This is a genomic window from Pseudomonas sp. LBUM1645, from assembly GCF_059716185.1.
In genome coordinates this window covers 305,663-324,968 of sequence record NZ_CP166811.1, presented here as the reverse complement: position 1 = coordinate 324,968, position 19,306 = coordinate 305,663, and the positions used below count along the sequence as shown (strand labels likewise).

The 19,306-nt window shown below is 58.7% G+C and carries 21 protein-coding genes and 2 tRNA genes; 16 read left to right on the top strand and 7 right to left on the bottom strand.

Translation table 11 applies throughout. The annotated features are described in order from the left end of the window. Positions 1 to 47 precede the first annotated feature (47 nt). The 5 genes from ACA079_RS01460 (at position 48) to ACA079_RS01440 (ending at position 4,259) form a co-directional block, all read left to right on the top strand. A complete protein-coding gene (locus ACA079_RS01460) occupies positions 48 to 452 on the top strand; it encodes an acetyl-CoA sensor PanZ family protein (protein ID WP_497702344.1) in 405 nt (134 codons plus the stop codon). Between the two features lie 78 nt (positions 453 to 530). Further along, positions 531 to 2,747 (top strand): AsmA family protein, encoded by a 2,217-nt coding sequence (locus tag ACA079_RS01455; RefSeq protein ID WP_497702343.1) that lies wholly within the window; start codon positions 531 to 533, stop codon positions 2,745 to 2,747. Beyond that, positions 2,744 to 3,811, top strand: coding sequence for an A/G-specific adenine glycosylase (gene mutY / locus ACA079_RS01450; RefSeq protein WP_497702342.1), 1,068 nt, complete (start codon positions 2,744 to 2,746; stop codon positions 3,809 to 3,811). Before ACA079_RS01455 ends, mutY begins: the two co-directional genes overlap by 4 nt. Then, positions 3,808 to 4,080 (top strand): oxidative damage protection protein, encoded by a 273-nt coding sequence (locus ACA079_RS01445; protein ID WP_008149405.1) that lies wholly within the window; start codon positions 3,808 to 3,810, stop codon positions 4,078 to 4,080. Before mutY ends, ACA079_RS01445 begins: the two co-directional genes overlap by 4 nt. A 103-nt stretch (positions 4,081 to 4,183) precedes the next feature. Next, positions 4,184 to 4,259: transfer RNA gene (locus ACA079_RS01440), tRNA-Phe, on the top strand. A 148-nt stretch (positions 4,260 to 4,407) separates the two neighbouring features. Here ACA079_RS01440 and ACA079_RS01435 read toward each other — a convergent pair. Both ACA079_RS01435 and ACA079_RS01430 read right to left on the bottom strand, forming a co-directional pair. Continuing rightward, positions 4,408 to 4,689, bottom strand: a complete 282-nt coding sequence (locus tag ACA079_RS01435; RefSeq protein WP_497702341.1) for a YceK/YidQ family lipoprotein — start codon at positions 4,687 to 4,689, stop codon at positions 4,408 to 4,410. A gap of 84 nt (positions 4,690 to 4,773) precedes the next feature. Beyond that, the gene (locus ACA079_RS01430; protein WP_497702340.1) at positions 4,774 to 5,223 is read right to left on the bottom strand and encodes a carboxypeptidase regulatory-like domain-containing protein; all 450 of its coding nucleotides are present in this window, start codon (positions 5,221 to 5,223) and stop codon (positions 4,774 to 4,776) included. A 262-nt stretch (positions 5,224 to 5,485) separates the two neighbouring features. On the opposite strand from ACA079_RS01430, the gene ACA079_RS01425 reads away from it, so the two are divergent. The 4 genes from ACA079_RS01425 to ACA079_RS01410 all read left to right on the top strand — a co-directional run bounded on the left by ACA079_RS01425 (position 5,486) and on the right by ACA079_RS01410 (position 8,501). After that, on the top strand, positions 5,486 to 6,544 hold the full coding sequence (locus tag ACA079_RS01425) for a PDDEXK nuclease domain-containing protein (protein ID WP_497704264.1): 1,059 nt from the start codon (positions 5,486 to 5,488) through the stop codon (positions 6,542 to 6,544). A gap of 69 nt (positions 6,545 to 6,613) precedes the next feature. Beyond that, the gene (locus ACA079_RS01420; RefSeq protein ID WP_497702339.1) at positions 6,614 to 7,588 is read left to right on the top strand and encodes an alpha/beta hydrolase family protein; all 975 of its coding nucleotides are present in this window, start codon (positions 6,614 to 6,616) and stop codon (positions 7,586 to 7,588) included. A gap of 37 nt (positions 7,589 to 7,625) precedes the next feature. Next, positions 7,626 to 8,042, top strand: a complete 417-nt coding sequence (locus ACA079_RS01415; protein ID WP_403139131.1) for a hypothetical protein — start codon at positions 7,626 to 7,628, stop codon at positions 8,040 to 8,042. 6 nt (positions 8,043 to 8,048) lie between these two features. After that, positions 8,049 to 8,501, top strand: a complete 453-nt coding sequence (locus ACA079_RS01410) for a hypothetical protein (RefSeq protein ID WP_046045548.1) — start codon at positions 8,049 to 8,051, stop codon at positions 8,499 to 8,501. A 72-nt stretch (positions 8,502 to 8,573) separates the two neighbouring features. Here the strand turns inward: ACA079_RS01410 and gabP are convergent, their stop codons facing one another. After that, a complete protein-coding gene (gene gabP, locus ACA079_RS01405) occupies positions 8,574 to 9,965 on the bottom strand; it encodes a GABA permease (RefSeq protein WP_497269948.1) in 1,392 nt (463 codons plus the stop codon). A gap of 562 nt (positions 9,966 to 10,527) precedes the next feature. Between gabP and ACA079_RS01400 the strand changes: the two genes are divergently transcribed. From ACA079_RS01400 to ACA079_RS01370, 7 genes are all read left to right on the top strand, one after another. Next, a complete protein-coding gene (locus ACA079_RS01400) occupies positions 10,528 to 11,301 on the top strand; it encodes an ABC transporter ATP-binding protein (RefSeq protein WP_007897462.1) in 774 nt (257 codons plus the stop codon). A gap of 13 nt (positions 11,302 to 11,314) precedes the next feature. After that, entirely contained in the window at positions 11,315 to 12,061 is a 747-nt protein-coding gene (locus ACA079_RS01395) for an ABC transporter substrate-binding protein (protein WP_046052200.1), read from the top strand. Between the two features lie 78 nt (positions 12,062 to 12,139). Further along, entirely contained in the window at positions 12,140 to 12,835 is a 696-nt protein-coding gene (locus ACA079_RS01390) for an ABC transporter permease (RefSeq protein ID WP_008149380.1), read from the top strand. Next, complete coding sequence (locus ACA079_RS01385; RefSeq protein WP_497702338.1) at positions 12,832 to 13,521, top strand: ABC transporter permease; 690 nt, start codon at positions 12,832 to 12,834, stop codon at positions 13,519 to 13,521. Before ACA079_RS01390 ends, ACA079_RS01385 begins: the two co-directional genes overlap by 4 nt. Beyond that, positions 13,502 to 14,731, top strand: coding sequence for a methyltransferase (locus ACA079_RS01380; protein WP_497702337.1), 1,230 nt, complete (start codon positions 13,502 to 13,504; stop codon positions 14,729 to 14,731). Before ACA079_RS01385 ends, ACA079_RS01380 begins: the two co-directional genes overlap by 20 nt. 298 nt (positions 14,732 to 15,029) lie before the next feature. Beyond that, on the top strand, positions 15,030 to 16,271 hold the full coding sequence (locus ACA079_RS01375) for a nucleoside deaminase (RefSeq protein WP_497702336.1): 1,242 nt from the start codon (positions 15,030 to 15,032) through the stop codon (positions 16,269 to 16,271). 130 nt (positions 16,272 to 16,401) lie between these two features. Further along, a tRNA-Thr gene (locus tag ACA079_RS01370) sits at positions 16,402 to 16,477 on the top strand. 78 nt (positions 16,478 to 16,555) lie between these two features. Here the strand turns inward: ACA079_RS01370 and ACA079_RS01365 are convergent. From ACA079_RS01365 to ACA079_RS01350, 4 genes are all read right to left on the bottom strand, one after another. Next, positions 16,556 to 17,398 (bottom strand): oxidoreductase, encoded by an 843-nt coding sequence (locus ACA079_RS01365; protein ID WP_497702335.1) that lies wholly within the window; start codon positions 17,396 to 17,398, stop codon positions 16,556 to 16,558. Positions 17,399 to 17,460: 62 nt separating this feature from the next. Further along, positions 17,461 to 18,171, bottom strand: coding sequence for an SDR family NAD(P)-dependent oxidoreductase (locus tag ACA079_RS01360; RefSeq protein WP_497702334.1), 711 nt, complete (start codon positions 18,169 to 18,171; stop codon positions 17,461 to 17,463). Between the two features lie 43 nt (positions 18,172 to 18,214). Beyond that, positions 18,215 to 18,871, bottom strand: a complete 657-nt coding sequence (locus ACA079_RS01355) for a DsbA family oxidoreductase (protein WP_497702333.1) — start codon at positions 18,869 to 18,871, stop codon at positions 18,215 to 18,217. Then, positions 18,868 to 19,089: a tautomerase family protein gene (locus ACA079_RS01350; RefSeq protein ID WP_497702332.1), complete on the bottom strand. Its 222-nt coding sequence runs from the start codon at positions 19,087 to 19,089 to the stop codon at positions 18,868 to 18,870. The genes ACA079_RS01355 and ACA079_RS01350 overlap by 4 nt, the downstream gene beginning before the upstream one ends. Positions 19,090 to 19,306 lie beyond the last annotated feature (217 nt).

The window sequence follows — 19,306 nt, the reverse complement described above, 5'->3', positions numbered from 1 at the left end:
GCCTTCGGCAGCTCCTACGGGACCGGATTACTTTCAAGGGAGACACCATGCCGATCGTTGTCGAGCCGCTAAACGAAGCCACTTATCAGGATCAGCAAGATCTGCAGAAGATCTACCGCGATGCTCCGGACTGGCTGTTTGCCCCGTTCGCCGGAGATTTGCAGCTGATCGAAGCCTGTCTGCTGGACGGTTCGCTGATCGCCGGCCGCTTCAACGATCGGCTTTTGGGCGCGGCACGTCTGCAACGGCACTCGGATGTCTGGCATCTGTCCCAACTATGTGTACGAAAAATTACCCGTCGTCGTGGCGTGGCCGAGCGCCTGGTGAATGAAGCGCAGAAAATGGCGTCACAATCGGGCGCTACATTGCGCTTGCTGGCGCCTGCCGGGCATCTGGAGGCACAAGCGCTGGCGGCCAAATTGAAAATACCGCTGGATGCATTGCCGACGTGATCGCTGACCGGTCGTCCGCTACGGAGCGCTATACTCCCCGGCTAAATTTCGAATTCGACTAACTACAAGGACTCGCCCATGAAAGCGTTCGGCAAAATCCTGGGTCTGGTACTTCTCGGGCTGTTGCTGATCATTGTGGCGCTGGGCTTTGCCCTGACCCACCTCTTTGATCCCAACGACTATAAAGACGAGATTCGCCAGATAGCCCGCGACAAGGCCCACATCGAGCTGACGCTCAATGGCGATATCGGTTGGAGCCTGTTCCCGTGGCTAGGCCTGGAATTGCACGAAGCCAGCGTCGCGACCCTGGCCAAGCCCACCGAACCATTCGCTGACTTGCAGATGCTCGGCCTGTCGGTCCGTGTGCTGCCGCTGCTGCGCCGTGAAGTGCAGATGAGCGATGTACGCGTCGAGGGCCTGAACCTGCGCCTGACCCGCGACAAGGACGGCCACGGCAACTGGCAAGACATCGGCAAAGCACCGGCGCCGGCCACCCCGCCCGCGACCACTGGCGAACCAGCGACCGAGACCACCGCCCAAGCGGAAAAACCGGCCCAGCCGACCCGCCTGGACATCGACAGCCTGACCGTCAACAACGCCCGCGTTGAATACAGCGACGAGAAAACCGGCAAGCAATTCAGCGCCGAAAGCATCCAGCTGAGTACCGGCCCGGTGCATGACTCCACGAACATCCCGGTCAAACTCACCGCGTTCCTGGGCACCAACCAGCCGGTTTTGCGTGTCCGTACCGAGCTCAACGGCGAGCTGCGTTTCGAGCGCGCACTGCAGCGCTACAAACTCGAAGACATGAAACTCTCTGGCGAAGTGGCTGGCGATCCGCTGCAAGGCAAAACCATGACCTTCGCCGCCCAGGGCCAGTTACTGCTCGATAAAGCCGCGAACGTCGCCGAATGGACTGGCATCAAGATCTCTGCCAACCAACTGCGCGCATTGGGCGAACTGAAGGTTAACGACCTCGACAAAACCCCGCAAATCAGCGGCGGCCTGTCGATCGCCCAGTTCGATCTGGCGAAATTCGTCGACAGCATCGGCCAGAAGCTTCCGGCGATGGCTGAAGGCAGCCTGAGCAAAGTTGAACTGGTCAGCCGCCTTGCCGGCACGCCGACCAGCGTGATCCTGGACAACATCAACCTCAAAGTCGACGACAGCACCTTCAGTGGCCGCATCGCCGTCGAGGACTTCGCCAAGCAATCGCTGCGGGCGAACCTCAAGGCCGATACCTTCAACGTCGACCGTTACCTGCCACCAAAATCCGCCGAAGCCAGTAGCGCGACGCAAGTACGCCAGGCCGAAGTGGCCAGCACCGAAGCCGATGCCATGGCCGGTGCGGGCAGCACGCCGCTACCGCAAGCACCGACCAAAGACGCGTGGAGCAACGAGCGCCTGCTGCCGGTGGAGCGCCTGAGCAAACTCGACGTAGACGCTGACCTCACCTTCGGCCAGCTGACCCTCGATAAATTGCCGATCCAGAACGCTGCGCTCAAAGCCACAGGCCAAGGCGGCCTGCTGACACTGGAAAGCCTTCGCGGCGACCTGTACGACGGCAACTTCGACGCCAAAGGTACGCTCGACGTGCGCCAACAGGTGCCAGCGCTGAACATGCAGACGAGCATCACCAAAGTACCGGTGGAAAAAATCCTTGAAAGCCAGGGTAAAAATCCGCCGGTCAAAGGCCTGGTGACACTCAACAGCAACCTGACCGGCAACGGCAACAGCCAGAAAGCGCTGATCGAAACCCTCAACGGCAACGCCAGTTTCGTCATCAACAACGGCGTGCTGCTCAATGCCAACCTCGAACAACAGCTGTGCAAAGGCATCGCCACCCTGAACCGTAAATCCCTCAGCGGCGAACCTCGGGGCAAGGACACACCGTTCCAGGAGCTCAAGGGCAACCTGACCTTCCGTAACGGCGTGGCCAGCAACCCGGACCTGAAAGTGCGCATCCCGGGCATGACCATCAACGGCGACGGCGATGTCGATCTTCGGGTATTGGGCATGGACTACCGCGTGGGCGTTATCGTCGAAGGCGACAAGAGCGACATGCCGGACCCGGCCTGCCAGGTCGGCGAGAAGTTCGTCGGCATCGAGTGGCCGCTGCGCTGCCGTGGCCCGCTGGAACTGGGCGCCAAGGCTTGCCGCCTCGATAACGAACGCATGGGCCAGGTCGCGAGCAAACTGGCCGGCGAACGGATCAGCGAAAAAATCGACGAGAAGCTTGGCGACAAGGTCAGCCCTGAACTGAAAAACGCGTTGAAGGGGCTGTTCAAGCGATGAGAACCGAGCAGTTTTCATCGGCGGTGCTGGACTGGTACGACCGCCATGGCCGTCACGATTTGCCTTGGCAACAGGGCATAACACCGTATCGGGTGTGGGTTTCGGAAATCATGTTGCAGCAGACCCAGGTCAGCACGGTGCTGAACTACTTCGACCGCTTCATGGCCTCGTTGCCGACGGTCGAAGCGCTGGCCGCCGCACCGGAAGACGAAGTGCTACACCTGTGGACAGGCCTGGGTTACTACACCCGTGCACGTAATCTGCAGAAGACCGCGAAGATTGTTGTCGAGCAGTACGGTGGCGAGTTTCCCCGCGATGTGGAAAAGCTGGTTGATCTACCGGGCATTGGCCTATCCACGGCCGGCGCCATCGCCAGCCTGAGCATGGGCCTGCGGGCGCCGATCCTCGACGGCAACGTCAAACGGGTGCTGGCGCGCTTTACCGCGCAAGAGGGTTATCCGGGCGAGCCAAAGGTCGCCAAACAGCTGTGGGCGAACGCTGAGCGCTTTACGCCGCATGATCGGGTCAACGCCTACACCCAGGCGATGATGGATCTGGGCGCCACGCTTTGCACCCGTAGCAAACCGAGCTGCCTGCTCTGCCCGCTCGAAAAGGGCTGCGAAGCGCACATGCTTGGCCTGGAGACGCGCTACCCGATCCCTAAACCGCGCAAAGCCGTGCCACAGAAGCGCACGCTGATGCCGATGCTCGCCAACAGCGAAGGCGCGATTCTGCTTTACCGTCGCCCTTCCACGGGCTTGTGGGGCGGTTTATGGAGCCTGCCGGAACTCGACGACCTCGACGATCTGCAACATCTGGCTTCACAGCATTCGCTGGAGCTAGGCAGCCAACAGGCGCTGCCTAGCCTGGTACACACCTTCAGTCATTTTCAGTTGTCCATCGAACCCTGGCTGGTTCAGGTCCAGGAGGCCGGCCATCACGTGGCCGAGGCCGACTGGCTCTGGTATAACCTCGCCACCCCGCCGCGCCTGGGCCTTGCCGCCCCGGTCAAAACATTGCTCGAACGCGCGGCCGCCGTATTGAACGCAGGAGAGTCGTCATGACCCGCACCATCATGTGCCGCAAGTACAAAGAAGAATTGCCCGCCCTGGAGCGCGCTCCATTTCCAGGCGCAAAAGGTCAGGACATTTTTGACCACGTCTCGGCCAAAGCCTGGGCAGACTGGCAGAAGCACCAGACTCTGCTGATCAACGAAAAACGCCTGAACATGATGAACGCCGAAGACCGCAAATATCTTCAGGGCGAGATGGACAAGTTCTTTTCCGGCGAGGAATACGCCAAGGCTGACGGCTACGTTCCGCCGGCTGAATAATCCCGCTTTTTCGAGGGTCGGAACGTAAGCGACGGTAATAATTAAAATTTTTTTGAAAACTTTCTTGACGACCCCCTGAAAAACCAGTTTAATGCGCCCCGTTGCCCAGATAGCTCAGTCGGTAGAGCAGGGGATTGAAAATCCCCGTGTCGGCGGTTCGATTCCGTCTCTGGGCACCAAATACCGAAAACCCTGAATCGCAAGATTCAGGGTTTTTTTATGCCTGCGATTTAATCAGGTGCAGTTCGCCCGCCCCATCTGCCGCCGCATCACGAAAGCCGAGTCGCCTTTTGGCTGATGAACCTTCGCTTCAGGCTGAAGCAAGCCTCATAGCGTGTTGACGTAATCGACCGGCAGCAACACGGTGTCCAGCGCGGCATCCACGGGCAGGGAAACCACCGTGATAAGCGGGCAGACGATCATGAAGTAACAAATAACAGCCGCCGGCATTCCATCCCCGCCCCTCACGCCAAGCAACTGCAGATTGCCATCAACGCCTTTGTAGTAGTCGACTGTCGTTGCGTTACCCATTCGGCCGATCATTGTTCCGCAACCCGCCAGCATCAAAACAAGGCTCACTACAGAACCCACACGCAAAATCCCTTTCAAGTTCAGCATCCCTTCTAACGCGCTTTATGAGGCGCGGGAGTGTAATGGCAAAGGAAGGCTGATCGCCGTAAATACCTCATCCATTTATTCTTCACCACTCCAGTGGAAAACCAGATTGCGTGCCGTGCCGCTTCCTACATCCGTAGTGTCATGCTTCGCCTCGCCATTACGCGTCGCCACCACGGTGTACTTGCCGGGAGGTAGCTGAACGTACACCAGCGGGCCAGCCTGACTCAGCGTCAGCACCGTCTGCCCTGGTTCTTTCTGAATGACCACATCCACATCGGGAACGTATTTGTTCGCCGCACCGATAGAGAATGTCATGTGCAGGTTATAGCCAGTGGCTTGCTGGATGGCTTTCGACTCATCCTCGCCGATCCCCCCGGACAGGTAAGAAATCCCGCCTTGCTGCTGCGGCTTGACTTGCACGCCCGAGCTGTCGACGGGTTCAAGACTGGCAGCGCTCAACATGACGGGAAACATCAATACGCCAACAGCGGCGAGGGGCAACAGGAGTGAATGGACGTACTTCATAGCGGTGACTCCCGGGCTCCGCAGAACCCAATCGTTTCTCCTGTTAGATTTCCTGCTGATTGGCCAAGTTTTAGATTGATTAGTACTTGGGTTCACTGCGAATCGGACTACACGTTGTATTCCTCAAGCGCGGATTGCCGTCGGCGTGATCCCGCAAAACCAGTCGGACTTTCCTTCCGGTTTGCCAGCAACGCCCGGCAGCGCGGGCTATCACTCTCTTGCCATCCTCTTCCGCCTGTTTCCTTCAGCTGCGGAAAATGTCATGAGCTCCCTCAAACCCGGTAACACTCAAGATCCACAGATCACTTCACTGCTCGGCAATCTTGGCGAATTGATCCGCGAAGCGCGTCAGAAGGTGCTGCGAGCGGTCGATACCGTACAGGTGCAAACCTGTTGGCAGATCGGACGGCATATTGTGGAGTTCGAGCAGGAAGGCGCTCGGCGGGCGGTGTATGGCAAGCAGTTGCTTTCGACGCTGGCGAAAGTACTGACGGCGGAGTTCGGGAAGGGTTTTGATGAGACTAACTTGCGAAAAATGCGATTGTTTTATCAGACGTTTCCAATTCGAGACGCACTGCGTCTCGAATTGAGCTGGACCCACTACCGCAGACTGCTGCGAGTCGATAGTGACACTGCACGCAAATGGTATATGGACGAATCTGCCAACCAAAACTGGTCAAGCCGCGCCCTGGAACGCCAGATCAGCACGCTCTATTACGAGCGCCTGCTTATGAGTCGAGACAAGCTCACCGTCATGACAGAAGCCACTACTAACATCCATGCGATGAACGACAGCCCTCGAGAATTCATCCGGGATCCCGTGATGCTGGAATTTCTCGGCCTGCCCAATGCAGGAGTTGTTCTGGAAACCGAACTTGAACAAGCACTCATCGAGCAACTCCAAGGCTTCCTGCTTGAGCTGGGCAAAGGTTTCGCTTTCGTCGCCCGCCAACAACGCATAAATACCGAGGGTAGAGACTTCTACATCGATCTGGTGTTCTACAACTACCTTCTCAAATGCTTCGTCATCTTCGATCTCAAGCGCGGCGAATTAACTCATCAGGATGTCGGGCAGATGGACATGTATGTACGCATGTATGACGACCTCAAGCGCAACGATGAGGACGGGCCAACCGTCGGCATCATCCTTTGTGCGCAAAAAAACGAGTCAGTGGTGCGCTACTCGATGTTGCAGGGCAACGAGCAACTGTTCGCCAGCAAGTACAAGCTGGTGCTGCCAAGCGAGGAGGAGCTTCGTGCGGAACTGGATCGGGAGCGGGCGGCAATTGAAGAGAGACTGCTCGACCAGTTACCCGGATAAACACCGATGGATTGTTCATACGCCGCGCGAAGACTATCGTTGGCAGCTACCCGCAAAGGTCCGATACCGATGAATTTGCAGGACATGCCCTCACTGGCACCCACTCAAACCGAGTTGCCACCGCGAGTATCTACGGCGGGCGAACCGTTCAAGGAGCCCGCCGCAGACGGCTGCATCCTTGGCGGCTTTACCTGGAGGCACCCCCGTCAGGACGCTACCCGCCCAGTCGTCATCATCAACGCCGCAACATCGGTCCGCTGCCGCCATTACTCACGCTTCGCCGATTACCTGTTCGCCAACGGCTTCGACGTGATCACTTACGACTACCGTGGCATCGGCGAATCGCGACCCGCGTCGCTGAAAGGGCTTCGGGCTTCATGGTCAGATTGGGGCGCGCTGGACTTTGAGGCGATGCTCAAGCGCGCTCAGCGTGAATTCCCCGGGCAACCCATCGATGTTGTAGGCCACAGCTTTGGAGGCTGTGCAGCGGGCCTGGGAGCTTCCGGGCATATGATTCGACGCCTGGTGACCGTCGGTGCGCAATTCGCCTACTGGCGCGATTACGCGCCCGCCCATCGCTGGCGGATGTTCGGCAAGTGGCATCTGGTGATGCCGTTGATGACATTGCTTTGCGGCTACTTCCCCGGCAAACGTCTCGGCTGGCTAGAGGACACCCCCGCTGGCGTGGTTCGCGACTGGAGCATGCCCACCGCGCACTACGAGAAACGCCCCAGCGGTCGCGTCCTTCACGCAAAATCCGGGCGGCTGCCCTTCTCATCCGTCACCGCACAAAACCTGGCCATCAGCATCAGCGACGATCCTTACGGCACGATTCCGGCCATCGAACGGCTGCTGGGTTACTTCACCAACAGCACGAACGCCCACTTGCGAATCGCCCCCGAAGACATCGGCGAACAAGAAGTCGGACATTTCGCCTTTTTTCGTAGCGCATACCAAGCCACACTATGGCCCATTGCATTGTCCTGGCTGCAGACCGGCGAACTGGCCCCCGACACACCCGGGCGGCTAGTGCCACGCAGCTGATTGACTTGCCCACTCAACGAAATACGGAACGACGCCCATGGCATCCGCCAACAAGCAGAACAAACGCGCCACACGCGCCAAAGCCAAGGCCAAGCAGAACCGCACCCAACGGGCTGCCGCGCCGGTTGAGCTGGACCCGAACGACGATCGCATCGACTTCGAATCGGTGGACCTGACCGAGCTGTTCAAAGAAATGATCGACGCGGAAAAGATCAGCCAACAAGCTATGTGCGCGGCGTTTCTTGAACACCCGCTGCTCGCGCTGGTGCTGGAGCAGGAAGGCGAAGAAACAGCGACAGACTTCATCATCGCCGCGCTGATCGAATACCGCCAATGGTCCACCGAAGCGGACGAAGCCAGTGCCCTGGCCTGGATCGAATCCCCGGCCTTCCAAATTGATTACGTGGCAGCTTCCGAAGCTATCGCGGCCCAAAACCAACAGAAACCGAACTGAGTTCCCATGGCCTCCCTGAACAAGCAGCAAAAACGCGCCAAACGCGCCAAGATCAAAGCCAAGCAAATCAATATCCACGGCAGAAAACCCGCCGCGCTGGACGATGACCTGGGCGAAATCGGCGAGCCGATCCCGGAATACACCCTGGCGATGTTCAGCAAAATGCGCGACGCAGAAGCCACCAGCCGCAACGACATGCTGCTGACCCTCCTGTCGAACCTCGCCGGCATCATCAGCGACCATCCAGAACTGCTGGACATGGAAAACGCCGACAACGAAGCCATGGCCGCCACTCACCTGGCCGCCGACATGCTGATCGATTACCGCATGTGGGCCGACGGCATGGACCGCGACACCGCCCAAGCCTGGCTGACAGATCCGCAGTTCATCACCGACTTCGGCACGGCGCTCGACAGCTATCGCGAGTCGCTGGATGCGCAGGAAGAAAAGGCTGAGTAAACACTCGCTTAAGAAACAAAAACGGCCGCTTGTCATCACTGACAGCGGCCGTTTTGCGTTATGCGGTGCGAATCAGTTCAGCACCACCGCACCCATCTTCTGCAGCTTGCGACGACGAGCCACAAACAAACCGGCAGCCACCACCAGCAAACTCAGCAGACCGGTCGCGAGGATCTCCACGCGATGCGCTTCCTGGAACAGCATGATGGTCAGGGCCGCAACGATGAATATGATCACCGCGTAGGTCAGGGCCGGGAACAGCCACATGCTGAATGCGATTTTCTCGCCTCGCGCCATACGCTGCTTGCGCATACGCAGTTGCGAAATCGCGATCACCAGGTACACCAGCAGCGCGATAGCGCCGGAGCTGGCCAGCAGGAATTCGAACACGGCGGCCGGGGCCACGTAGTTGGCGAAAACCGCGATGAACGCAGCACCAGTGGACAACATGACGGCCCAGTACGGCGTGCCGCTCTTGTTGGTGCGCTGGGAAACGGCCGGTGCATCACCGCGCTTGCCCAGGGAGAACATCATGCGTGAGGCGGTGTACAGCGCCGAGTTCAGGCAGCTGGTCACAGCAACCAGCACCACGATGTCGACGATCAGCTTGGCATTCGGGATGCCCATGCGCTCAAGCACGGTCTGGTAGGAGCCGACAGCTGCCAGCACCGGGTCGTTCCAAGGCACCAGGGCCACAACGATGAAGATCGATACGAGGTAGAACAAGCCAATCCGCCAGATCACCGAGTTGGTGGCCTTGGAGATTTGCTGGCCAGGGTTCTTCGACTCAGCGGCCGCAATGGTCACGATCTCGGTGCCCATGAAGGAAAACATGGTGGTCAGGATCGCGCCCAACACTGCGCCCATGCCGTTTGGCAGGAAGCCTTGAGTGTCAAACAGGTGCGAAACGCCGCTGACCTGGCTGTTCGGCAGGAAGCCGAAGATCGCCATGATGCCAAGGCCGATGAAACCGATGATCGCGATGACTTTGACCAGGGCGAACCAGAATTCGAACTCACCGTAGTTCTTCACGCTGAACAGGTTCGTCACCGTCAGCAGCAAGGTGATGACCAAGGTGAAGGCCCAGATCGCCACGTTCGGGAACCAGGCGTGCAGGATGGTCGCGGCGGCGTTGGCTTCCAGCGGAATCACCAATACCCAGAACCACCAGTAGAGCCAGCCGATGGTGAAACCGGCCCAATGACCGATCGCGCGATCCGCATACGTCGAGAAGGAGCCGGTGTCCGGCGAAGCCACGGCCATCTCGCCGAGCATGCGCATCACCAGCACCACCAGCATACCGGCAGCGGCGTAGGCCAACAGCACGGCTGGGCCTGCGGCGGCGATGGCGTGGCCCGAGCCGACGAACAGGCCGGCGCCGATAACCCCGGCGATCGACAACATGGTCACATGACGCGGTTTGAGCCCCTGTTCGAGGCCATTGGAGCTTGGGGTACTGCTCATTGAAACTACCTTTGTAAGGAAAAGCGAATGCGTGCATCCCGCCTGAATTTCTTTCTCGTAAAAAGAAACCAACGGGGCGTTCTGGATTCTGTACGCAATAATTGCGCCAAAATGTTTCAAAGCCGTCTACCACGGCGATCTCATCCAGACCGGACAGTCATCGCAACCCATTGAAATTAATGGCACTTTGCCAGAGCGTTACCCTGCGACTCACTTTGAGAACGAATTCGCGCACCGGAAACACACCCGGAAAATGCCCGACGCACAATAAAAGTGCAGATGAGGAACGTTTGGCCGGTTAGCGCTTCCAACCCCCCGCCAAAGCTGGCAACATCGCGCCCTTTTTTGGGACAGCCCCGCGCTTTTTATCGACAGGCAGGGTTCAAACAGCTGTTCGGTTGATAGCAGCGCGACAGTCTGCTGTACCGATGCGACAACCTGCCACAGGCCACCCGTTTACCGCCCGTAGCGCTGTTGGCTGCCATTCAGACGCTATGCTAGCTTGGCCGCCTCGCCAGGAAGGCCAACCAACAGCTGGAGCGAAACACTATGAGGAACGCACATGGCTGAGGCCACGCCCGCGCTTGAAATCCGCAACTTGCACAAACGCTACGGACAGCTTGAGGTGCTCAAAGGCATCTCGCTGACCGCCCGCGACGGCGACGTGATCTCGATCCTGGGTTCTTCCGGTTCCGGCAAGTCCACTTTCCTTCGTTGCATCAACCTGTTGGAAAACCCGCATCAGGGCCAGATCCTGGTGGCCGGTGAAGAACTCAAGCTCAAAGCCGCCAAGAACGGCGAACTGGTTGCTGCCGACGGCAAGCAGATCAATCGCCTGCGCAGCGAGATCGGTTTTGTGTTTCAAAACTTTAATCTCTGGCCGCACATGAGCGTGCTCGACAACATCATCGAAGCCCCGCGCCGCGTGCTCGGCCAGAGCAAGGCCGAGGCCATCGAAGTCGCCGAAGCCTTGCTGGCCAAGGTCGGCATCGCTGACAAGCGCCACGCCTACCCGGCGCAACTCTCCGGCGGTCAGCAACAACGCGCGGCCATTGCCCGCACGCTGGCAATGCAACCCAAGGTGATCCTGTTCGACGAGCCCACCTCCGCCCTTGACCCGGAAATGGTCCAGGAAGTACTTAATGTCATCCGCGCATTGGCCGAAGAAGGCCGCACCATGCTGCTGGTCACCCATGAAATGGGTTTCGCCCGTCAGGTGTCCAGCGAGGTGGTGTTCCTCCACCAGGGCCTGGTAGAAGAGCAAGGATCGCCACAGCAGGTATTCGAAAACCCGCTTTCGGCGCGCTGCAAACAATTCATGTCCAGCAACCGCTAACGGAGCTACCCGCATGCAGAACTACAAAAAAATCTTCCTGGCTGCTGCCGTCACCCTGGCCTTCAGCGCCGGTGCTGCCGCCGAGACCTTGAAGATGGGCATCGAAGCGGCCTACCCGCCGTTCAACAACAAAGATGCCAGTGGCAATGTCGTCGGCTTCGACAAAGAAATCGGCGACGCCCTGTGCGCCAAGATGAAAGTTGAATGCACCGTGGTCACGTCCGACTGGGACGGCATCATTCCGGCCCTGAACGCCAAGAAATTCGACTTCCTGATCTCCTCTATGTCGATCACCGACGAGCGCAAGCAAGCGGTGGACTTCACCGACCCGTACTACTCCAACAAGCTGCAATTCATCGCACCGAAAAACGTCGACTTCAAAACCGACAAGGACTCCCTGCAAGGCAAAGTGATCGGTGCACAACGTGCGACCCTCGCTGGCACCTGGCTGGAAGACAATATGGAAGGCGTTGAAGTCAAACTCTACGACACCCAGGAAAACGCCTACCTCGACCTGACCTCCGGTCGTCTGGACGGCATCCTGGCCGACAAGTACGTCAACTACGAGTGGCTGAAAAGCGACGCCGGCCGTTCTTATGAGTTCAAAGGCGACCCGGTGGAAGAAAGCGACAAGATCGGTATCGCTGTACGTAAAGGCGATGAGATTCGTACGAAGCTGAATACCGCACTGAAAGAAATCGTCGCTGATGGCACCTACAAAAAGATCAACGACAAGTACTTCCCGTTCAGCATCTATTGATTCTGACCTGCCGGGCCGGCGCCGTTATTTGACGGCGCCAGTCCCTGGCATTGCCTGCCGCGTTTTGAAAAGAAATCCATGACTATCGATCTCTACGGATTCGGCCCGGCGCTCGCCGCTGGTGCGCTGATGACTGTGAAACTGGCACTCTCGGCCTTGTGCCTGGGGCTGGTGCTCGGTCTGCTCGGCGCCTTGGCCAAGACTTCCCCGTACAAGCCGCTGCAATGGCTTGGCGGCACTTATTCGACACTGGTTCGCGGCATCCCGGAATTGCTCTGGGTGCTGTTGATCTACTTCGGCACGGTCAACCTGATGCGTGCCCTGGGCGAGTTCTTCGGCAACCCCGACCTCGAACTCAATGCCTTCGCCGCCGGCGTGATTGCGCTGGGGCTGTGCTTCGGCGCCTACGCCACGGAAGTATTTCGTGGTGCAATTTTGGCGATCCCCAAAGGTCACCGCGAAGCGGGTGTGGCGTTGGGCCTGTCGAAATTCCGTATCTTCACCAAACTGATCATGCCGCAGATGTGGCGCATCGCCCTGCCCGGCCTGGGTAACTTGTTCATGATCCTGATGAAAGACACCGCACTGGTATCGGTCATCGGCCTGGAAGAAATCATGCGTCACGCGCAAATCGGCGTGACCGTGTCCAAGCAGCCGTTCACCTTTTATATGGTGGCCGCGTTCATGTACCTGGGCTTGACGGTTCTCGCCATGACCGGCATGCACTTCATGGAAAAACGCGCCGCTCGCGGCTTCGCGAGGAGCACCCAATGAACTGGGAAGTCATCATCAAGTGGCTGCCGAAACTGGCTCAGGGCGCGACGCTGACCCTGGAACTGGTGGCCATCGCCGTGATCGCCGGTTTGCTGCTGGCGATTCCGCTGGGCATCGCACGCTCGTCACGACTCTGGTACGTGCGGGCATTTCCCTACGGCTACATCTTCTTTTTCCGCGGCACGCCGTTGCTGGTTCAACTGTTCCTGGTCTACTACGGCCTGGCGCAGTTCGACGCGATCCGTAACAGCTCGATGTGGCCGTACCTGCGCAATCCGTTCTGGTGCGCCACAGCGACCATGACGTTGCACACCGCGGCCTACATCGCCGAGATTCTGCGCGGCTCGATTCAGGCGATTCCAAAGGGCGAGATTGAAGCTGCGCGGGCACTGGGCATGTCCCGAGCCAAAGCGATGTTCTACATTATCCTGCCCCGCGCAGCGCGCATCGGCCTGCCGGCCTACAGCAACGAAGTGATCCTGATGCTCAAGGCCAGCGCCCTGGCCAGCACCGTGACCCTGCTGGAACTGACCGGCATGGCCCGCACCATCATTGCCCGGACCTACCTGCCGGTGGAGATCTTCTTCGCGGCGGGCATGTTCTATCTGCTGATGGCTTACGTGCTGGTTCGCGGCTTCAAGCTGCTGGAGCGCTGGCTGCGCGTCGATGCCTGCCAGGGGCGTTGATTCCTGCGTGCTGACGGGGGAGGCCTTACTCGCCCGTTTCACGGCGCTGGATGCTTTTCTGATCGAGCATCAGGCGCTGTGGAAGCCCCGGCCGTTTACTCATCTGCAGCTTCCCTGGGAAGCGTCCTACCCCGAGTTGGCGACCTGGCTACGAGGGCGATCGCTGGAGGACGCGGAACACGCTCATAACAACCCAGCTCTTTTGGACGCACCGGAGCCGTTTGCCTCATTGGCGGCGATGTCCCTTGAGTTGAGCGCGGTGGATGAGTTGCCAGCGCTTACGCTTGAAACGGCGGGTCATCGGCTGAATGTCGATGTGCCGGGGCGCAAGTGGCAGCAGATCGAAGCCTTCGCCAGTCGTTTGCAGTTTGCTGACGCGCCGAGCCATTGGCTGGACTGGTGCTCGGGCAAAGGCCACTTGGGACGACGTCTGCTGCAAACCGGGCAACAACTGACCTGCCTGGAATACGACCCGGCGCTGGTCGCCAGCGGTCAGGCACTCAGCCAGCGTCATCAATTGCATGCGCTGCATGTCGAGCAAGATGTACTCGCTGCGGATACCGCCTCTTTATTAAATACTGCCCACACGCCGGTAGCACTCCACGCCTGCGGTGATCTGCATGTGCGGCTGATCCAGCTCGCCAGTGCCGTTGGCTGCAAACAATTGGCCATCGCGCCTTGCTGCTACAACCGGATCAGTCTGAGCGTGTATCAGCCGCTTTCCTCGTCGGCCAAGCGCTCCGACCTACAGCTGTCCCTCGATGATCTTTCGCTACCGATGAGCGAAACCGTCACCGCTGGCGCTCGCGTCCGACGTCAGCGTGACACCTCCATGGCCCGACGCCTGGCCTTCGACCTGCTGCAGCGGCAGCTGCGCGGCATTGACGAATACCTGCCCACCCCTTCCCTCCCCAGTGCCTGGCTGGACAAATCCTTCGCTGATTACTGCCATCATTTGGCCGCGCTTAAAGAGTTATCCACAGTCGGCCCGCAGGATTGGTCAGCACTTGAAGCCGCCGGTTGGCAGCGATTGGCCGAAGTGCGCAATCTGGAGCTGTTGCGCGGTCTTTTCCGACGCCCGTTGGAACTGTGGCTGGTACTCGATCGAGCCCTTTTCCTCTCCGAGCAAGGGTTTGCGGTTCGCCTCGGAACCTTCTGCGAAGCCCCACTTACACCGCGTAATTTCCTGATCCTGGCTGAGCGCCGTTAAAGCACCTCAGCCTGTGGATAACTCTGGGGATGAAATTATCGTGGATCCAATATATACGGCTGTTTCGGGGCTGAAACACAACTGTTCAATTTTCGTACACCTGTAAAAAAATTGGAAAAACAGGCATTTGCGATCAAATGAGAACGGCTCCACAACTTTGCCTCTAAGCAGGTGCGGTACAGATCCCGTTGTGCATAAGCGTTCAGCCAAAACAACATAAAGGACCTGCGAAACCTCAACTATCTTTGCCAAACGCCAGAATTGCCTGACGTTCAAACAGCAAGGAGCTGGGAAAATCATGAGCACATTGAACAGTGCACAGGAAGCCGTCGATACCGTCGCCAACCAAGCCATTGATGCTGCGCTGCAGCAAACCTTCGCGGTGGGTGGCGCCATCATCAACAACGCAACGGGCGAGATCATCGCCGCGCTGCACAACAACGTGCTGATGCCTTTCCCCGGCAGTGGCACCACGTACTTTCTACCTCATGATCCGACCGCCCACGGCGAGCGGCAATTGGTGGACTGGTACTACGAAAACGTCGCGCCATTGAACTTGCCACCGCCCAATCAGTTGACCGTCGTCACCACCCTGGACCCATGCGCCATGTGCGCCGGTTCGCTACTGACTGCAGGATTTAACGTCGCCGTCAGTGCGATCGATGACTATGCAGGCATCAACTACAACAGTCAGTTCACCTTTCCGTCGCTGCCACCGCAGATCCGCCAACAGGCGCAGAACACCTGGGGTTACTACGCGATTGCGGCGCCTGTCAGCCGGGCCTATCAGGGTTCGACCAGCCCGGTGTTCGGCGGCCAGACCATCGACTCGGCGGCTTACTTCCTCACCAGCTCGATCTTCTCCGCCAGCGTCAACACCGTGCGCGAGGCCAGCAACAACAGCGGTCTACCACCGGATCAACTGCAAAACCCTGCAAACCTTCCGGCCAACAGCAAAGTCCGCCAGGCACTGACTGCGCTCAGCCCGTTTGCGCTGACCGTGCAGTCGGCCAACCCACGCGACCCCGGCGCAGAACTCGCCCCGCCACTGTTACAAACCGCACAGCACAGCCCGGTGTTCAACTCGGTGGCCCTCATCGATCCGTTCGGCAACCTGCTGGTGTGTCTGGGAGGCGTCGAAAACCAGTCGCCGATTCGTACAGCGTTCATGGAAACCACCCGCAACTACGCGGTCATGCGCTGGACCCTGATGAACGACCCCGACCCGACGGTTCGCGCCCAAGCCGGGCAATACCTGACGCATCCGAAGTACGGCACCTTCGTCTTCCTCTACGCCCCCGACCCCACCACCCCGCAGGCCGTGATGACCTTCGGCGCGTACGGCTCGACCATGGAAGGCCCCGTGCCGCAAAGCTATCCGTCCAACCTCCAATACGTGCTGCTGCCGGGCAACACCCCCGCCCAAGCGTTGTCGACACTGGCCCAGAACCTGCCGCCGTTCTACACGCAAAGCGTGCAAGTGGCGCCCGCGCAGGTGTTGAGTCAGGACTTGATTCAAGCAGTCAAAAACGGCGTGTAATGCTTTAAAACAATCACATTGGCCGGCCCCGCAGAAGCGTCCGCGGGGCCGGTCTGACGCTTGCGCAAAAATAGTCTGAATTCAGGGGTTTACAGAACCAACCCAATCGCTATAATCGTCGCCCTAACACGCCGGTATAGCTCAGTTGGTAGAGCAACTGACTTGTAATCAGTAGGTCCCGGGTTCGACTCCTGGTGCCGGCACCATACAAAACAAAGCCCTCGTAGAAATACGAGGGCTTTGTTGTTTCCGGGGTTTGAGTTTCCAGGCGACGAGGGTTTCGATCAGTCGAACTCCGTCGACTCCGAAAGATGCTCCCAAGCGTCGATTTCCGCCTGAAGGTGCGCAATCTTTTCGCGCACCAGCCTCACTGCATCCTTACCCAGTAACAGATGAACCGGCGGCTTTTCCGCAGCCACCAGAGTCAACAATGCCTGCGCCGACTTGTGCGGATCGCCGGCCTGCTTGCCACTTTTTTCTTCACGCGCCTTGCGGACCGGATCGAACACCGCGTCGTACTCACTCAATGTGCGACCCGAACGGATCATCGAGCGGCCTGCCCATTCGGTACGAAACGAGCCCGGCGCCATGGCGGTCACGTGGATGCCCAGACTTTCCACTTCTTTGGCCAGCGCTTCACTCACGCCTTCGAGGGCGAATTTGCTACCGCTGTAGTAGGCGATGCCCGGCAAGGTGATGAAGCCGGCCATCGAGGTGATGTTGACGATATGCCCGCTGCGCCGCTCACGCATACCGGGCAGAACCGCCTTGATCATTGCCACCGCGCCAAACACATTAACGTCGAACTGACGCTGCATCTCCGTCAGCGGCGACTCCTCGAGGATGCCCTCATGACCATAACCGGCGTTGTTCACCAACACGTCGATCTGGCCCACCTCGCGCAGAATATCGGCCACCAGCGGCTCAATCGCCGGAAAATCGGTGACATCGAGCAAGAACGCTTTGGCGCGATGGGCGTCCAGCGCTTCGAACGCAGCACGCTCGGATTCGCGCCGCACCGTACCCACCACCGTGTGCCCCGCCGCCAGTGCTGCTTGCGAAAAAGCCAGGCCGAAGCCTGAACTGACCCCGGTGATCAGGAAAACTTTGTGAACATGGATGGTCATGCTGCGTTCTCCAATAAAAACGCCGTCGACAATGATCGACGGCGCTTCGGACAAGTCAGGCCTTAGTGACCGGCACTCTGCCCACCATCAACGTGCAGGATTTCGCCGGTGACAAAGTTGGCGTTGTCCAGATACACAACCGCCTGAGCGATATCGCTGATCTCGCCCATGTGGCCGACCGGGTGCAGATTGCCCAGCGCTTCATGGGTTTCTTCGCCGTGCATCGGGGTCTTGATGATGCCTGGGGAAACGGCGTTCACCCGAATCCCGCGCTTGGCGTACTCAATCGCCAGGGACTTGGTCGCAGCGTTCAAACCACCTTTGGTCAGCGAAGCCAGTACCGACGGCACACCGTCAATCGCGTGGTCTGTCAGGCTGGTGGTGATGTTGACGACGTGGCCTTTGCCTTGTTTTTCCATCTCGTTGATCGCGAGTTGGGTGATGTAGAAGAAGCCGTTCAGGTTCACCGACAGCACATTGGCGTAGTCTTCCGCGGTGTACGCGGTGAACGGCTTGGCGATGAAGATCCCGGCGTTGTTGACCAGGGTGTCGATGCGGCCAAAACGTGCGATGGCTTCACGGATGACTTGTTGCGCGACTTCCGGGTTGCCGATGTCGCCCGCCACGGTGAGGATGTCCGGGTCGGTGGACGGCTGGATCGAACGCGATGTGGCGACAACTTGGTAATCCAGATCGCGGAAGGCTTTGACCATGCCGGCGCCGAGGCCTTGGGATGCGCCAGTGATAACGATGACTTTTTTCGAGTTGCTCATGATGAACCTCAACTAATAAATGATGGTTTGAAAAAGTAAGTAATCAGGCTTCGGCAGGGGCCGTGGCCATTTGTCTCAACATCTGTTCGTAGTACTCGACCGACTGCGAACCGGACACCAGGTGACGACCGTTCAGCACCATGGCCGGAACCGAATTGATGCCGCGCTGGCGGTAAAACTCTTCAAGCTCACGCACTTCTTTGGCGAACGCTCCGGACGCCAACACCTCTTGAGCACCTGCCGCATCCAGTCCCGCTTCAACAGCCAGACCAACCAGCGTCTCGCGATCGCTCGGGTTCCGGCCGTCGGTGAAGTAAGCGCGTAGCAGGATTTTCTTGAGTGCGACCTGCCGCCCTTCCTGCAACGCCCACATCAACAACCGGTGAGCATCAAACGTGTTGTAGAAGTGGCTGCGCTTCTCCAGATCGAACTTGAAGCCGATGGCCTCACCGCGAGCGATCTGCATCGCCTTGCCGGCGGCGACGTCTTCGGCGGTTCGTCCATATTTGCGCATCAAATGCTCAACCGCTTTTTCGCCGACTGCCGGCATGTCCGGGTTCAACTCAAAAGGCTTGTAGGTCAGCTCCACCGAGACTTCACCGGCCACGTTCTCGATCGCCTGCTCCAGCGCCGTCGCGCCCAATGCACACCACGGGCACACTACGTCGGAGATGAAATCGATGGAGACGGTCGCGGTCATGATTGCCCCTCCGCCTCTGCCAGTTGCCTGCGGTACTGGGTGGTGGTGATGCCGGCGTAGCCCCAGTTATCGGTGTCGACTTCTTCGATCACGATGTGGGTCAGGTGCGGATCCTTCTTCAGGACGCGTTCCAGGGTTTCAGTGATTTCGGCGATCACCTGAGCTTTCTGCTCAGAGGTAACGCCATCGCGGGTGATGCGTACGCTTACGAAAGGCATGAGGAATCTCCAAGTGACCTTCCCTTCGGAATGAATGGGTCGGCGTTGGAGCTCAATGTATGGAGTTAGCTGGAGGGGATAAAGGTGGGGACGGGAACATCATTAGTTACGTGGTGTAATGAGCGCGGACGTAGTTATAGCCCTGATGGCCCCTCTCGGGCGATGAACAATCTGTAGGACTCAACCACTTCTGCCGTAGGCCACTTTTTTACGTGTC

Excerpts from the sequence above, each read along its gene's own strand:
- ACA079_RS01460 (WP_497702344.1), top strand. The coding sequence starts at position 48 with ATGCCGATCGTTGTCGAGCCGCTAAACGAAGCCACTTATCAGGATCAG.
- ACA079_RS01455 (WP_497702343.1), top strand. The coding sequence starts at position 531 with ATGAAAGCGTTCGGCAAAATCCTGGGTCTGGTACTTCTCGGGCTGTTG.
- mutY (WP_497702342.1), top strand. The coding sequence starts at position 2,744 with ATGAGAACCGAGCAGTTTTCATCGGCGGTGCTGGACTGGTACGACCGC.
- ACA079_RS01445 (WP_008149405.1), top strand. The coding sequence starts at position 3,808 with ATGACCCGCACCATCATGTGCCGCAAGTACAAAGAAGAATTGCCCGCC.
- ACA079_RS01430 (WP_497702340.1), bottom strand. The coding sequence starts at position 5,223 with ATGAAGTACGTCCATTCACTCCTGTTGCCCCTCGCCGCTGTTGGCGTA.
- ACA079_RS01425 (WP_497704264.1), top strand. The coding sequence starts at position 5,486 with ATGAGCTCCCTCAAACCCGGTAACACTCAAGATCCACAGATCACTTCA.
- ACA079_RS01420 (WP_497702339.1), top strand. The coding sequence starts at position 6,614 with ATGAATTTGCAGGACATGCCCTCACTGGCACCCACTCAAACCGAGTTG.
- ACA079_RS01415 (WP_403139131.1), top strand. The coding sequence starts at position 7,626 with ATGGCATCCGCCAACAAGCAGAACAAACGCGCCACACGCGCCAAAGCC.
- ACA079_RS01410 (WP_046045548.1), top strand. The coding sequence starts at position 8,049 with ATGGCCTCCCTGAACAAGCAGCAAAAACGCGCCAAACGCGCCAAGATC.
- gabP (WP_497269948.1), bottom strand. The coding sequence starts at position 9,965 with ATGAGCAGTACCCCAAGCTCCAATGGCCTCGAACAGGGGCTCAAACCG.
- ACA079_RS01400 (WP_007897462.1), top strand. The coding sequence starts at position 10,528 with ATGGCTGAGGCCACGCCCGCGCTTGAAATCCGCAACTTGCACAAACGC.
- ACA079_RS01395 (WP_046052200.1), top strand. The coding sequence starts at position 11,315 with ATGCAGAACTACAAAAAAATCTTCCTGGCTGCTGCCGTCACCCTGGCC.
- ACA079_RS01390 (WP_008149380.1), top strand. The coding sequence starts at position 12,140 with ATGACTATCGATCTCTACGGATTCGGCCCGGCGCTCGCCGCTGGTGCG.
- ACA079_RS01385 (WP_497702338.1), top strand. The coding sequence starts at position 12,832 with ATGAACTGGGAAGTCATCATCAAGTGGCTGCCGAAACTGGCTCAGGGC.
- ACA079_RS01380 (WP_497702337.1), top strand. The coding sequence starts at position 13,502 with ATGCCTGCCAGGGGCGTTGATTCCTGCGTGCTGACGGGGGAGGCCTTA.
- ACA079_RS01375 (WP_497702336.1), top strand. The coding sequence starts at position 15,030 with ATGAGCACATTGAACAGTGCACAGGAAGCCGTCGATACCGTCGCCAAC.
- ACA079_RS01365 (WP_497702335.1), bottom strand. The coding sequence starts at position 17,398 with ATGACCATCCATGTTCACAAAGTTTTCCTGATCACCGGGGTCAGTTCA.
- ACA079_RS01360 (WP_497702334.1), bottom strand. The coding sequence starts at position 18,171 with ATGAGCAACTCGAAAAAAGTCATCGTTATCACTGGCGCATCCCAAGGC.
- ACA079_RS01355 (WP_497702333.1), bottom strand. The coding sequence starts at position 18,871 with ATGACCGCGACCGTCTCCATCGATTTCATCTCCGACGTAGTGTGCCCG.
- ACA079_RS01350 (WP_497702332.1), bottom strand. The coding sequence starts at position 19,089 with ATGCCTTTCGTAAGCGTACGCATCACCCGCGATGGCGTTACCTCTGAG.